Source organism: Spongiibacter marinus, from assembly GCF_016906995.1.
In the GTDB taxonomy this organism is placed as follows: Bacteria; Pseudomonadota; Gammaproteobacteria; order Pseudomonadales; family Spongiibacteraceae; genus Spongiibacter; species Spongiibacter marinus.
This window is the reverse complement of the sequence record NZ_JAFBBD010000002.1, coordinates 67,636-82,833: the sequence shown is the minus strand read 5'-3', so window position 1 is coordinate 82,833 and position 15,198 is coordinate 67,636. Positions and strand designations below refer to the sequence as shown.

The window sequence follows — 15,198 nt, the reverse complement described above, 5'->3', positions numbered from 1 at the left end:
AAGGCGTGCGCGTCAAACAGCAAGCAGTGTCGGTTGCCTGCCCCCGCTACCAAAAAAGAAAAGGCGAATCATGCACTTAGCAGATTCGCCTTTTTTATCGCCTAAGTAAAAACTTCTCTGTGCCCACAGTGTGCCCATTGCCAAATTTAGCTTGCAGCAAACGCGACGCACCATGACCTTCGGGCACCCTATTCGCCAAAATCACTGCAATAACTCATGCATGGCACTTTAGATACAGCGCACCTCGTGGGGACAATAGGAGTGAAAGGGGAAAATTGACTGACAAATCATCCCCGGTTTGGGCTCTGGTATGGACGCTGCTTGGAGCGCGACACCAGCCAGTCAGCCGCAGGCGCCCATACGCTTTCCAGTGCACTTTTTCCAAGGATTACCCCCATGTGTCCTCCGGGGGCGATGTGGAATGCCTTGTCACGATTACCCACATCCACACCGACTACGTCCATGATTTTTTCGGCGATGGGCGGCTTCACTAACACATCTCCCTCACCGGCGAAGGCGAGCAGCGAACTTTGAATATTCCCCAGTTCAGCCACCCGCTCACCAACAACAATGCGGCCACTTGCCAAGTCATTATCCACAGCAACCTTGATTGCAAAGTCTCTCAGCATGCCTGCTGGATACATAAGCATATTGTTCAGATAATTTGCGGTGGTCGAGTGCGCAACCACAAACTCGCGGTCCCACGAGCGCATCAACAAATCCCAATAGGTTGTGACGCTTCCAATCGGGTCGGTGAGCTTAAAGATGACTGTCGTCGCCCAGGCGGGCAATTGAAGCTTGCTGGGGTCGAGGTTTTCGAGGCGAAAATCAGAGTAGCGCCGAACGATTTGCGCCGGCGCATTGATGGCCTGTGCGGCCCCCGCCACGATTCCGCCACCGCGCAAATTTATTGGACTGGCAACGGTAATTAAGTTTCGAATTCTGGGATCTTGCTGCAATCCAAGGTGGATCAATGACAACAGGCCACCCATGCACCACCCCATTAACGACAAATCCGTTTTACCCGAGTGTTTTCGAACTTCGTCCAGTGCGGTAGTAAACATCTCGTCCGCGTAGTCAAACAAGCCCAGGTGGGCATGGCGACGCTGAGGTTCCCCCCAATCAATCAGGTAGGTTTTAAAACCGCGCGCCGCCAGATATCTCACTAACGAGCGCTGCGGCAGCAGGTCAAATGTCTCTACGGTGACGCCCAAAGGCGGCACCAACACCAGGGGAACACTGTGCTGACGGCGACGCACCGGCATCCGGCTGCCATCTTCCAACTCGATCTCGTCTTCATCGACGAGGGAATAGTAACGCACCTTCATTAGATCCCCCGCGTAAACCGTTTCATACTCGGTCAACCCGGACTTCACCAATTGCTTGGGGCGCAATACCCAGTCATAAGTATTCACGGCAGCCTGCACTGCCCGCTGATTCATCAGCAACGCTTGGCTACGCAGTTCCGCTAATAGTGGCCGTTTGTTTTTCGACGCTTTGGGCTTAGACATGAACACTCTCTCCTGAGGGAAGAGGAATTTTACCAGCGCGGATAACGCGGTAGTGCACAAAGCTCGTGAGTATTTAACACGTTTTACGCACCCTGTGCTGTGTGTTTAATAGGGCCGGGGCCCTTTACCTGCGCAGGCACGCCAGACAACAACGTCAACACCCAACACTATTTCGGAAGGCAAAAAAAAGCCCCGGCGGATTCCCGCAGGGGCTTTCGAAAAGAACTAGCCAGCGGTGTTATTTCGCTGCTTTTTTCTCTTTCTCTTTGGCAATAACTTCTTCAGCTACGTTAGCCGGGCAAGCCGAGTAGTGCGAGAACTCCATAGAGAACTGGCCACGACCTGAGGTCATTGTACGCAGCGTGCTGATGTAGCCAAACATTTCAGACAGAGGCACATCGGCTTTAACGCGAACACCTGTTACACCCGCTTCCTGACCAGAAATCATACCGCGACGACGGTTAAGGTCACCGATTACGTCACCGACATTGTCTTCAGGGCTGAACACGTCAACTTTCATTACCGGCTCAAGCAACTGTGCGCCTGCTTTCGGCATAGACTGACGGAAAGCGCCTTTTGCCGCAATTTCGAAGGCCACCGCAGAGGAGTCAACTGCGTGGTAGGCACCGTCGTGAACGTTAATAGCAACGTCCAGTACGGGGAAGCCAGCCAGTGGACCATTTTCCATCATTGAAGCAAAACCCTTCTCAATCGCTGGGAAGAATTCCTTAGGTACGTTACCGCCCACAACCGAGGTGCTGAAGGTGAAGCCAGAGTTAGGCTCGCCAGGCTCCATGGTGTAGTCGATCTTACCAAACTGACCAGAACCACCAGACTGCTTCTTGTGTGTGTAGCTGTCTTCGATCTTCTGAGTAATGGTCTCGCGGTAGGCTACCTGAGGCTGACCCACTTCCAGCTCAACGCCGTAGGTGCGCTTGAGAATGTCGACTTTGATGTCGAGGTGCAGCTCACCCATACCTTTAAGGATGGTCTCACCAGAGTCTTCGTCTGTTTCAACGCGGAATGAGGGGTCTTCTGCAACCATCTTGCCGATAGCAATACCCATTTTCTCAGTTGAACCCTTATCTTTCGGGGTTACCGAGATAGAGATAACGGGCTCTGGGAATACCATCGCTTCAAGCGTACAGGGGTGATTTTGATCACACAGTGTGTGACCAGTCTGTACGTTCTTCATGCCCACGATAGCGATAATGTCACCCGCTTGAGCGCTGCTCAGCTCGTTGCGCTCGTCGGCCTGCATTTCACACATACGACCGATACGCTCAGTCTTACCGGTGAATGAGTTAAGAATGGTGTCGCCTTTGTTCAGCTTACCGGAGTAGATACGCACGAAGGTCAGGGCACCAAAACGGTCGTCCATGATTTTAAATGCCAGCGCGCGCAGTGGCTCATCGGCAGAAACAATGGCGTATTCACCAGTAGGCTCACCTTCTTCATCAGTCAACGGCTGCGGGTTAACCTCGGTGGGGCTTGGCAGGTAGTCAACGATTGCATCCAGCAGCAGCTGCATACCTTTGTTCTTGAAGGCCGAACCACAGTAGGTGGGGAAGAAAGCCAGTTCCAGCGTACCTTTACGGATACAACGCTTGATGTCATCGATAGAGGGCTCTTCGCCTTCCATGTAGGCCATCATCAAGTCGTCGTCCATTTCCACAGCAGTTTCGATCAACTGCTCGCGATACATGGCAACGTCTTCTTCCATGTCCGCAGGAACGTCGGTCACTTCGTAGTTTTCAGGCAGGCCAGTATCGTCCCAAATGTAGGCTTTGTTGCTCAGCAGGTCGACAACGCCGCTAAACTCATCTTCACGGCCAATAGGCAGCGTCATGATCAGCGGGGTAGCACCGAGCACGTTTTTCACTTGATCGGTCACACGCAGGAAATCCGCACCAACGCGGTCCAGCTTGTTCACGAAGATCAGGCGAGATACTTTTGATTCGTTAGCATAGCGCCAGTTGGTTTCAGACTGGGGCTCAACACCACCAGAACCACAGAATACACCGACACCGCCGTCGAGAACTTTCAATGAGCGGTAAACTTCTACGGTGAAGTCAACGTGTCCCGGGGTGTCAATAACGTTCAGTCGGTGGCCATTCCACTCACAGGTGACAGCCGCTGACTGAATGGTAATACCACGCTCAGCTTCCTGCTCCATGAAGTCGGTCGTCGATTCACCCTCGTGGGTCTCGCCAAGCTTGTGAATTTTACCCGTGAGCTTGAGGATACGCTCAGTGGTGGTGGTTTTTCCGGCATCAACGTGGGCGAAAATACCGATGTTGCGGTACAAGGATAAGTCAGTCACGGCAGTCTCTGAATAAGCAGTGGTTGAAAATGGTTGGCTACGATACTGGAAGTGAGAAAAAATTTCTCTCTTATTTTGCGGAATTATGCTAAATCTGGTGGAATTTTTCCAAAACAACTGAAAAATCCTGCCAAGAACACGGCCTTAAGCGCCATATTCAAGAATACAAACTGCCTTCAGCCCCCCCAATTTCTGGTGTTTCGCTTAAATGGGACGCCGGGAACGCTTGCAGAAAACTCTAAAAATTTCATTAAAATTCAAATAATTACAAACCAGAGACATCCACCTACCGTTATTTTTCGGCTTAGCAGCACGCCCTCAACCCCCAAAAGCAAGTTTTGCCACCGAAACTCCTCCTGTCGATAGTCATTCGCTATTAAGTCAGTAGAAAAAATCAACACGCGTCCGATCAATAAGTGAACTATGTTGAATAGGGCGAGGTTACTGGCGCCTGCCTGGGATGCACAATTGCCCCGACGCTGGAATCACGCTCGACATACCCATAATTTTCGCGCTAGCTAGGAGAATCCAATGCAAAAACAAAAATTTCCACCTCTAGCCGCAATAGCACTGAGCGCAGCAATCGCAACAACATTCGGCGCCAGCGCTTTCGCAGAGAATATGTTCAGCGGTAAAGCGAAACCCAACAGTTTCTGGTGGCCAAACCAAGTTGATCTGTCGGCACTGCGTGACCACGATCGACAATCGAGCCCCTACTCAGAAGACTTTGACTACGCCGCCGCTTTCGAAAATGTTGACCTTGACCAACTGAAAGCAGATATCGAAGCAGCACTCACAACCTCGCAAGATTGGTGGCCCGCAGATTGGGGGCACTACGGCGGCCTGATGATTCGCATGGCCTGGCACAGTGCGGGCACCTACAGAATCCATGACGGGCGCGGTGGCGCAGACGGTGGTCAACAGCGCTTTGAGCCTCTGGGCAGTTGGCCAGATAACGCCAACCTCGACAAAGCGCGGCGCCTGCTATGGCCGGTAAAACAAAAGTACGGACGGAACGTCTCTTGGGCTGACCTAATGATTCTGGCGGGTAACGTGGCGCTTGAGTCGATGGGCTTTAAGACACTGGGCTTTGCCGGTGGACGCGAAGACGATTGGGAAGCTGACCTCGTTTACTGGGGGCCGGAAACAGAGATGCTTGGCAACGACAAGCGATTTAATAAAGAAGGGAAACTGGAGAAACCGCTCGCCGCCGTTCATATGGGACTCATTTACGTAAACCCAGAAGGGCGCAACGGCAATATGGACCCCAAAATGGCTGCGGAGGATATTCGGCAGTCGTTCTATCGCATGGCCATGAATGACGAGGAGATTGTCGCGCTAATCGCTGGCGGACACACCCTCGGAAAAATGCACGGTGGCAGCAAAGGCTCGTGCGTTGGCCCAGAGCCCGCGGCAGCACCGATAGAGCAGCAAGGACTGGGCTGGAAAAACAAATGTGGCAAGGGCCACTCCGAAGACACCATGACCAGTGGCCTAGAGGGCGCATGGACACAAACTCCCACTCGCTGGTCGATCCTCTATCTCGACAACCTGTTTCGCAATGAATGGAAAAAACACACTTCCCCCGGCGGCGGAGAAGTCTGGGTTCCGGTAAATGAAGCCCTTCACAAAAGCGTCCCAGATGCCCATGTAGAGGGCAAGCGTAACCCGCCAGTCATGCTCACTACCGACTTAGCATTGAAGGAAGATCCAGCGTTTCGAAAAATCGCTGAACGCTTCTGGAAAAACCCCAGCCAATTTGATGAGGCTTTCGCAAAAGCCTGGTTCAAACTCACTCACAGAGACCTGGGGCCAAAAACACGATATCTGGGCGACAACGTTCCCACTGAGACATTCCTCTGGCAAGACCCCGTTCCAGCCGGCGAAAAAATCGGTAAACGGGAAGCCCGCAAACTAAAAGCCAAGGTTCTCGACTCTGGGTTAACCGTTTCTGAGCTGGTTCGCACAGCTTGGGCCTCAGCCTCAACCTATCGCTACACCGATATGCGTGGAGGCTCCAACGGCGCCCGAGTGCGCCTAGCCCCGCAGAAAGACTGGCCCGTCAACAACCCGGACGAACTCGCAAAAGTGCTGGCTACTTTGCAGAAAATTAAAGAGGACAGCCGCAGCGATATTTCGATGGCCGACTTGATTGTACTTGGCGGTGCTGCCGCTATCGAAAAAGCCGCGAAGGACGCCGGGCACAAAGTTGATGTGCCCTTTGATTCAGGGCGTGGCGACGCCACCCAGAGCATGACCGACGTCCAGTCCTTCGCCGTACTTGAACCAAAGGCTGACGGCTTTCGCAACTACTACAGTGATGGCGCTTACTACAAACCCGCGGAGATGCTCATAGAAAAAGCAGACCTACTCGGTTTAACGGTGCCGGAGATGACCGCATTAATCGGCGGTATGCGCGTTCTCGATGCCAATGCAAATGGCTCGAAGCACGGCGTACTCACTGAGCGGCCAGGACAGCTGAGCAATGACTTTTTCGTCAACCTAGTCGATATGTCAACGCAATGGAAAGCGAAATCAGACAATCTTTACGAGGGTGCCAGCCGTGATACCGGCAAGATAAAGTGGACGGCTACGACGGTAGATCTTGTCTTTGGGTCCAACTCAGAACTTCGCGCCATTGCTGAAGCCTATGCGGCGAAGGACGGCGATAAGCTCTTTATCAAAGACTTTGTAAACGCATGGCATAAAGTGATGAATGCCGGACGTTTTTAAGGCAGGGAACCTTATAGATACCTACGTTCATTCGAGCGTAGGTATCTGCTTAGGCGAGGATCACCCAACACTGTTGCTCTAATGCGCTAATTTAAGCGTTGCCACCCCGGCCACAATCAACGCGATTCCCACATAGCGCAACAGGCTGCTAGCGTCACCGAAAAAAAACACCCCCACCAGAAAGGTTCCCGCCGCGCCTATCCCGGTCCACACGGCATAGGAGGTGCCAATGGGTATCTGCTTCTGCGCCAACCACAGCAACATACCGCTAACGCCCATAAATACGACGGCAACAACTACCCCCAGGAGTCGCGTTTTATCCTCCTGCGCAAGTTTTAGGCCGACCGGCCAACCAATCTCAAATAAACCCGCTAACACCAGATAAACCCAAGCCACAACCACTCCTTATCGATCGTTCATTTAATGGGCGCACTCCCGATGCGGCCTCCTCCAGATGGAGGTGTTCAAGTCGCCACAGCCTGTTCATAGTAGGGGCTGATGGAAGTGTGCACCACTGATAACAATTCAAAAGCGACCCAACATCAGGAGAGAATATGTCTATCCCCGAGGCCATCCACCCTGAGGCCATCCACATCGGCGCCGACGAACTGCCTTTTATCGACATCGGCGACGGTAGTTTGTTGCGCGTATTGCAGGTTAAACGCGGCGAAGGATTATGGATTATCGAGAATGTCTTCAAGGCAGGCTACGAAGTAGAAACCCATAAGCACACCGGGCCAGTCTGGGGCTATACCACCTCAGGCGCCTGGAAGTATAAAGAGTACGACTACGTGAACCGGGCCGGGTCGTTTCTTTATGAGCCCGCAGGTTCTGTACACACGCTGCAGTGCATCGAGGACAACACCCGGGTTTGGTTCCAGATGTATGGCTCCAATATCAATTTGGATGCCGAGGGCAATATTACCTCGGTGGTCGACGGGCAAATGACCCTCGATTTTTACCTGGCCATGTGTGAGGCAGAGGGCTTACCCACCCCCAAGGTGCTGGTGGAATAGCTCAGGAGCCAATGATGAACATAGATGTATACAACCCTGACAACTATCTACAGGGTATTCCCCACGACCAGTTCCGGTGGCTGCGCGAGCATGCCCCGGTTTATTGGCACCCTCATCCCGATGGCAGCGGCTACTGGGTCGTTAGCCGCCATGCTGACGTAATGGCTGTATCGCGGGACTTTAAAACATTTTCGGCAGAACAGGGCTTTGTGTTGGTTGACGACCTCCCTGAAAGCACCCTGGAAATGACCCGCAACCAGCTGCTCGGCATGGACCCGCCGCGCCACGCCAAACCCCGCCGTGCGGTAATTAGCCGTTTTACGTCAAGCCGCCTCAAAGCGCTGGAGCCACAAATTCGCGAAATTGCCCAAGACATTATGCGCTCCGCGCGCGAGCGTGAAGAGGTCGACTTCGTTGAAGACCTGGCCGGCGACTTGCCGACCGCGGTTATCTGCCAGCTAATGGATATTCCGCGAGACATGTGGACGCAAATTCGCCAGTGGTCAGACATGCAAACCTCGTCCTCAGACCCCGACCTCGGCGGCACTGAGGAGGAGGTTTTGCAAGCAAGCATTGAAATGGGCACCTACGGCTTTGAGCTTGCCTGTGAGCGCAAAGACAAAAATGGCGACGACTTAATATCACTGCTCATCAACCAGGAAATAGACGGTGAGCTTGTCAGTGAAGCAGAATTTGCCAGCCTGTTCGTGCAAATTGCGGTTGCCGGTAATGAGACAACACGCGGCCTGATCAGCTCCGGCATGCATGAGCTGTTGCAACGCCCGGCCCTGTACCGTGAGCTGGAGGCAAACCCCGACAAACTCGGCAACGCGGTCGAGGAAATGCTGCGCTGGACATGCCCGTTGCATTACTTCCGGCGCACCGCCACCTGCGACACAGAAATTGCGGGTACCGCGATCAAGGCCGGTGACAAAGTGGTTATGCTGTACAGCTCAGCCAACTTTGACGAGTCCGTATTCGAGCAAGCAATGACCTTCGACATACATCGCCAAAATAACCCCCACATGGCCTTTGGTCACGGCATACATTTATGCCTCGGTGCGAATTTAGCGCGTATGGAAGCGCGGATATTCTTTGAGGAATTCTTCAAGAACTTCTCAGCAATTGAGGAAACAGCACCTCCGCGTTACATCCGCTCCAACTCCATCCACGCATTTAAGTCGATGCCAGTAAAACTGTCAGTACGCTAGAAAGCCCAGCCGTCGAGCGAACTGACCATCAGTTCGCTCGATATTCTGCCTATCGACACAGTCACAACATAAAAGTAACCTAAGAACTTAGGCGCTATAACTCACCGCACGCACATCGCGCAAGAGCCAGCGCAGAGAACCAGTCTCGCCCCCAAAAAAGGATTTACCATGCCTGCCAATTCATCACTGGCCAAGCCACTAATCTACGCTTTTAGCCTATTGCTTGTCGCCTGCGGGGGAAGCAGTTCCAGCAGCAAAAATTCACCGGCAAGCGAGCAGGTGAACCGTTTTGTCGACGCAGAGCGAGCGCAATGTATGCGCGATAGTGAGTACTTAAACGTTGGGGAAGGCATCGACGCCCCCAGCAAAACGCTCGCGATTACCCCAGCGGCCGCAGGCTCCGCTACCGGCAAACCCACCGGGAGTTGCGCTGACAATAACGAGTACCGTTTCGGTTCGGGCATTCACGACATCACCGGACCCGTTGCCAATACCAGTGGCATGGGCTGGGAGAGCCCTACCCAGGTTCTCAGCGGTCTGCATCAGCGCCAGTACGCTCGCGCCTTCGCCATCGAGTCCCCCTGCAACGGCAAGCGCGTATTATTCATGTCCACCGACACCGGTATGGTATTTGGCTCCATGCGTCAGGCTGTGTTGCGCGAAGTTGCCCAAGACCCTGAGCTGTCTCAACACTATGGGCCCGACAATATCATGCTGTCAGCGACTCACACCCACCAAGGGCCGGCGGGGTACTCCCACTACGAGGGCTTTAATACCTTCCACTTTGGCTTTGACAAGCTGGTGCTCGACACGATCGTCAACGGCATGATGGCCGCACTGAGAATGGCCCACCAAAATATCCAGGCGCACCCAGAGACCGCCCCTATTCAGTTAGCGGTAGACGAACTCTTAAATACCAATATCAACCGCTCCTTGATTGCCTTTGAGCAAAACAGCCAGCAAGAGCGTGAGGAATTTATCAATACCCGCGGTGAAGAGATCACTGTCGACAAGCGCGTCGTGCAGCTGAATATGGTGCGCAAAAGCGGCTCAGCTGTCGGTGTTATCAACTGGTTTGGCGTACACCCAACCGTGCTCGGCTCAGAACTGGACTTAGTCAGTTCAGATATTAAGGGCTATGCATCGCTCGGCTTCGAACGCATTATGAATACTCGCTACGGCGACACCGGCAACGGCGAAGACAACTTTGTCGCGGCCTTCGCTCAAAAAGATGAGGGCGATGCCTCGCCGAATATCTTTATTGTTGAACGTCCCCACCCCGACCCAACGCGTGGCGGCGGCGCCGATCCCTACGAGTCCAACGCCATCTCGGGGACAAAACAGCTCGCCAAAGCGCTGGACCTTTTCCAAACAGGCAAGGCACTGAACGGCCCTATCGACTACCGCTTTTTCCACGTAAAAATGGACGAGGTCAGCGTTACTGACCCAGCCGTTCTCAATGCGCTTAACCACCCAGCGGAGCTGGATGCCGAAGAAATTCGCACGTGTTTGGCGGCGGTTGGCCCCGCCTTTGGCGCGGGTGCCGAAGACGGCCCCGGCTTCACTCGCGAGGGAATTAGCTGCGACAGCGACCCCGACCTCATCGCGGCAGCACTTAGCGACATCGAAACGGCAACACAGGGTTTGATACCGCCAACACTGCTATCCAATGCGGTGCTCTGTAACCTTGACCAACTGCCCCTTCTCGACCTCTCCTGCCACGCCGAGAAGCCCATCCTCATTCCACTTGGGCCGCCACTTTCCGCAGAGCCCAGCATCGTTCCTTTCCAGCTCTTCCGCATGGGTAACCTAGCGATTCTCGGCATCCCCTGGGAAGTGACCACGATGTCGGCGCGACGCATTCAAAAACAATTATTCCCGCTGCTGGCGCCAGTGGGCATCGACACCATTGTCGTCGCCGGTTTGGTCAACGAGTACTCCCACTACCTGACAACCCGCGAGGAATACTCAGTTCAACAGTATGAAGGTGGGTCCACCATCTTTGGCCCGTGGTCTTTGGCTGCCGTGGAACAAGAAAGTCGCCGTCTGGCACGCTCACTTGCCGAGGGTAAAGCCTCGCCCGAGGGGCCAGACTACGTTGATGGCTCGCCAATTTTGATTCGCCTACCCTATATTCCCAGTGACTTACCCGGCCCGGGCAAGAGCTATGGCGATGTTGTTACCGACGCGCCCAGCAGTGCGGCGCCCGGCGACACCGTGACCGCCAGTTTCCAGGCCGGCCACCCCCGCAATGATCTGAAAATACAGTCCAGCTACGTGTATGCCGAACGCCTGGGAGAAGACCAACAATGGCAGGTCGTGGCTACCGACAAAGACCCCGAGCTGTTGTTCTCCTGGCAGCCCCTGCTGCCCTCGCCGCTACCCATAGAGCTACCGGAAGTTGGGCCCTCTACGGCTGAGGTCACTTGGCATATTCCCCGCAATACGCCTGCGGGCACGTACCGCCTGCGTCATGAAGGTGCGGCACAAACGCTGGTATTACCTAAACAAGCCTACTCGGGGGTGTCGAGTAGTTTCACCATCTCCGAACCTATCTCAAACTGCCCCTAAGCGCTTGCCAGGCCTCTGTTTGCACAGAGGCCTGGATATTGCCCCGAATGACATTTTCGCGTGCTATTTCATCAGTGGCAACATGGCTTTGAACTCTGGCCGCGCCGAATCCTTCAACAGTTCGTAAACCGCCATCTCAACGCTACTTAGCCCCGCACCATGCTCATGCATTTTTTGCAAAGCGAGCTGGTGATTACTTGCGGCTCGAGAGGATACGGCATCGCTAATAACCTCTACGTGATAAGCCCGCTGTAACATACCCACCACCGTTTGATACACACAGATGTGTGCCTCAATGCCGCATACCATCCACTGCTTGCGACCGGACGCTTCAAGGGGCTGAAGTGTTGATTCACAATCGCAGACACTGAACGTCGACTTAGCATGCGGCGTTAAGTCTACGAGTAATTCCGATAATTCCTCGACGGTTTCACCAAGCCCTTGTGGGTACTGCTCTATCCAAACGATAGGCACTGACAGTATTTGGCAGGCGCGAATCATCCGCCTTATATTGGCGATCATCGCTTCGCTGTCGTGCATCATCCGTGCAAGCTTGCCCTGCACATCAATAATCAATAAACCGGCATCGTGCTCATCCAACATGGGCGCCGTCTCCTCTGGCATGTGAATACCACAGGGTAAGGGTTTTCAACACCCAGTTCAGCTGGATTAGACCAAGGTCTAATCCATTGCCATCGACGCTGGCTGGAAATTACTGCAGTAGTCGCGGGCGCCGCTATCAAAGAAGCGCAGCGGCATGCTTGGATAAGCAAAACTGGCCACCTGCGCAGCGGCCTTATCACTGATGGCTAATCCCCACATTGCCAGGTATTCACGCATATCTCGCGAGGTACTCTGTGACAGCGCAATGGCCAGCCAATCATTATTTGAAAGTGCGCGCGCCTCGGCGCGGGAGTAGGAAGAAAAACCCAAGGCCTCACGCTCTGCCAGCCAGCTTTCGTCACTGTTGTCAGCACGATTAAAAACGCGATCCATAATGTGTAGGCGAGCCAGCAAGTGCCAGCCATCACTGAGCACACCCTCTGCCTGAGCCGACATCATCATTTGTATTGTTATCGCCACACCCTCAGACCAGCCGTTCAATTGTCGACGCTGCATATCTGCAAAGGGGTCCGCACTGGCGCGACTTTCAAGCAAGGCTTGCTTTAACGAATCAAACGGCAGTGCCTGACACCGGGGGTCCTCACCGGTATCGAGAAGATACCGCGATTTAGCATAGTAGGAGTAGGGATTAGTGCTGGCATGGCCGTCCCAACCCGCGAATCTAAAGCGCCCACGCTCTAGGCCATGACCCAATTCGTGTAGGTCACCGTGCCCTATCGGATTAAAAGACCAGTACGCATCGTAGGGGTTTCCGGAACAGCCGTAGCCGCACGTCGCTTGGTCGGCGTTCATATGCTTCACCACATCGATGGTGTCTAGCTGCCAACCCCGTTGCTCAGCGAATTGGTGAATCTCGCTGACACGGTCTATTCCCTCTCCTTGAAAGCCCGCCAGTACATGAGCAAAGTTATACATATAGCGCTCCGTCGCTTGGGCCAGCTCGGCGGCGCTGCGCCACTCGGCGATAGAGCTGCGCATTTTTTCCAGCTTGGAGTGAACTTCAAAGCCCGGTGTGGAGAGTTCTGCCCAGTCATAGTCGCCACGTGCCATCGCGGCGGCAAAATCGGCATTGTCGCCCTCTCCCGCCCAGTAAGGGTGCTCTCCCACCTCGCTAAATTCAAACTCTACCTGCTCGTCATTGCGGTCAAAGCCAATCTGGATAGGGCCGCCGTAGGCAGAGGTAAATCGCAAGGTCTGACCGGGCGCCAGCGCCAAAGCCTGACCCCGCAAAAATTTCGGACGCGAATAAGCATTCTCATTGAAGGGGTGGGTCGCGCCACTGCGCAGGGTATTCACAAAAATGGTGGTGGCTACCGCAGCGCTGTCGATTCGCCTAACTGTCACCGTTCTGCCGGGCAACGCGTAGACACCCGCCGCACGAAAGTGCCGCCGACTAGTTAGCTTCACCCTGCGGCTAACTGGCCGAATGTGGCTGAAGTCACTGCGGCTAAAGTTCCCCATATCAGCGGGTACTGGATTAATATCCCGGCGCTGATACTGAACATGGTCGGCAAAATACGCCTGCAAAAACACCGGTGTCGGGGTGGTCAGTTTATCCATGGGAAAGCGCACTGTCTGCCGATAGCTATCAGCCAATAACAACAGCGACTTGTAATAACGCATTCCACCGCGATCAAAGAGTGGCTGAGACTGGCTATCCAGTTGCCGGAAAAACTGCTGCGCATACTCCGCCGCCTCACCGAACTCCTGAGCATACCCACTCTCGGCAGGGCAGTTTTTATCTGCACAGAGGCCCAAATCCACGCTGAAATCACCGGATTCAAACCGTGCAATGAGGCCATTGATCGCCTCCACTTCTACGGGAACACGATCTAGTTGCCCCCTCACGTCATAGCCCTCAACACTGAGCCGTCGCCAGTAATTATCGCCCGCATAGGTCACACCAAGCTGCTCGAAGATCGCCTCTCCCAGTGGCTTAAGGTCGCCATCGTGATGCAGATACAAAAGTGGTTTACCTTCCGCCAACCACTGTTCAATCGCCCTGCGAGCGTCGTCGCCCGCCGCCCCTTCAGCAGATACTTGCGAGACAATCAGTAAGTCGGGCTGCGCTGCCAAACAGCCAGCCAGTGCCGAACCATCGCAGCTTTGGGCCTCATTGTAGGCCACTTGCTCGGGGTAGTTATCATCCAGCCACTGCCGGGTAGCGACGCGGTCCGGGAAATAGTAGCTTTGACTCATCTGAGCAATCACTACGTTAAATGTCGCCCGCGTGTCACCGCCCCGCAACCAGTCCACGCTGTTGCGCAGCCATTGCTGCATCTGGCTATTTACCGCTGCGCTATCGCGATAGACATTGCGCATTGGATTACTCGCCAGCGCGACGAAAGCTGCATTGCGGTTCTTTCCCGCCTGCTCACCCGCCACTGCCAAGCCCTGCGATCGCACCGTGTAATCTGAGTGCGTTACCGAATTGCTATACAAGAGCGTCGTATTCTCACCAAACGTGGCAGTCAGCAGCCCTGCATCGTGAGTCGGGTTCCAAGACACATCCGTCACGCTACTGCCATCGCTGCGCGCCTGCCCGTGAATGTCCAAGTTAAACAACTGTTGACGCAGTATCGCGCCTTGCGATGTTGCTTTACTGGATGCCGCTTGAATGCTGTCAATAAATCGCTGTGCCTTGTCAACATAGCGAGCATCACCGGTACGCAGTGCCTGTTCCAATGGCTCAAAGGCAACATCAATCACAAACTCTAATGTCGCGGTCGCGCGGCCATCGTTCGCGGTCAAGGTGATCCCTTCACCGCGCCCCACATCGCCTGCAGTCGGCACACCGCTCAAGACCTGCGTGGATTCGTCAAAGCTCAACCACCCGGGCAGCCCCTCAGCCCTTACCGTCACCGCATCACCATCGGGGTCGACCACCGTGGGCGAAAAGGAAAAAGCCTGCCCCTCTTGAGCGATGCCTGGCTGCCCCTGAATCTGTGGGGGCTGATTATCGCCTGCCGGTGCAGGCTGGCCGCCGTCACTTCCACTGGAACCACCACCGCCACAGGAGGCGAGTGTTAGTAGCATCAGAAAAACCTGTGGATTGAACCTCACGGCGAAACGTCTCCAAACACGCAGCACTGCACAAGGGCCGCAATGCTAAATTTATTTTATTGTGCTTAAGCCTAGCGGAAATGCGTTTGAACAACTGCGACATGTCACCCAGTTCACATCGAGCCGGCGCACCAAAAGGTGGCATC

The 15,198-nt window shown here is 54.2% G+C and carries 9 protein-coding genes; 4 read left to right on the top strand and 5 right to left on the bottom strand.

The window, feature by feature from the left end:
* Positions 1 to 287: 287 nt before the first annotated feature.
* A complete protein-coding gene (locus HNR64_RS02970) occupies positions 288 to 1,511 on the bottom strand; it encodes an alpha/beta fold hydrolase (protein WP_239547563.1) in 1,224 nt (407 codons plus the stop codon).
* Positions 1,512 to 1,749: 238 nt separating this feature from the next.
* Positions 1,750 to 3,834 carry an elongation factor G gene (gene fusA / locus HNR64_RS02965; protein WP_204995091.1) on the bottom strand — a complete coding sequence of 695 codons (2,085 nt, stop codon included), beginning with the start codon at positions 3,832 to 3,834 and terminating at the stop codon, positions 1,750 to 1,752.
* A gap of 531 nt (positions 3,835 to 4,365) precedes the next feature.
* On the opposite strand from fusA, the gene katG reads away from it, so the two are divergent.
* On the top strand, positions 4,366 to 6,567 hold the full coding sequence (katG, locus tag HNR64_RS02960) for a catalase/peroxidase HPI (RefSeq protein ID WP_204995090.1): 2,202 nt from the start codon (positions 4,366 to 4,368) through the stop codon (positions 6,565 to 6,567).
* Positions 6,568 to 6,645: 78 nt separating this feature from the next.
* Here katG and HNR64_RS02955 read toward each other — a convergent pair whose 3' ends face one another.
* Positions 6,646 to 6,963, bottom strand: a complete 318-nt coding sequence (locus tag HNR64_RS02955; RefSeq protein ID WP_204995089.1) for a DMT family transporter — start codon at positions 6,961 to 6,963, stop codon at positions 6,646 to 6,648.
* A gap of 158 nt (positions 6,964 to 7,121) precedes the next feature.
* On the opposite strand from HNR64_RS02955, the gene HNR64_RS02950 reads away from it, so the two are divergent.
* The 3 genes from HNR64_RS02950 to HNR64_RS02940 all read left to right on the top strand — a co-directional run bounded on the left by HNR64_RS02950 (position 7,122) and on the right by HNR64_RS02940 (position 11,365).
* The gene (locus tag HNR64_RS02950; protein ID WP_027874935.1) at positions 7,122 to 7,583 is read left to right on the top strand and encodes a 2,4'-dihydroxyacetophenone dioxygenase family protein; all 462 of its coding nucleotides are present in this window, start codon (positions 7,122 to 7,124) and stop codon (positions 7,581 to 7,583) included.
* Between the two features lie 14 nt (positions 7,584 to 7,597).
* Positions 7,598 to 8,794, top strand: coding sequence for a cytochrome P450 (locus tag HNR64_RS02945; RefSeq protein WP_204995088.1), 1,197 nt, complete (start codon positions 7,598 to 7,600; stop codon positions 8,792 to 8,794).
* 168 nt (positions 8,795 to 8,962) lie between these two features.
* Positions 8,963 to 11,365, top strand: a complete 2,403-nt coding sequence (locus HNR64_RS02940; RefSeq protein WP_204995087.1) for a neutral/alkaline non-lysosomal ceramidase N-terminal domain-containing protein — start codon at positions 8,963 to 8,965, stop codon at positions 11,363 to 11,365.
* Positions 11,366 to 11,428: 63 nt separating this feature from the next.
* Here HNR64_RS02940 and HNR64_RS02935 read toward each other — a convergent pair whose 3' ends face one another.
* Both HNR64_RS02935 and HNR64_RS02930 read right to left on the bottom strand, forming a co-directional pair.
* Positions 11,429 to 11,968 (bottom strand): isochorismatase family protein, encoded by a 540-nt coding sequence (locus HNR64_RS02935; protein WP_204995086.1) that lies wholly within the window; start codon positions 11,966 to 11,968, stop codon positions 11,429 to 11,431.
* A 78-nt stretch (positions 11,969 to 12,046) separates the two neighbouring features.
* Entirely contained in the window at positions 12,047 to 15,025 is a 2,979-nt protein-coding gene (locus HNR64_RS02930) for an ImpA family metalloprotease (protein WP_204995085.1), read from the bottom strand.
* Between the last annotated feature and the right edge of the window lie 173 nt (positions 15,026 to 15,198).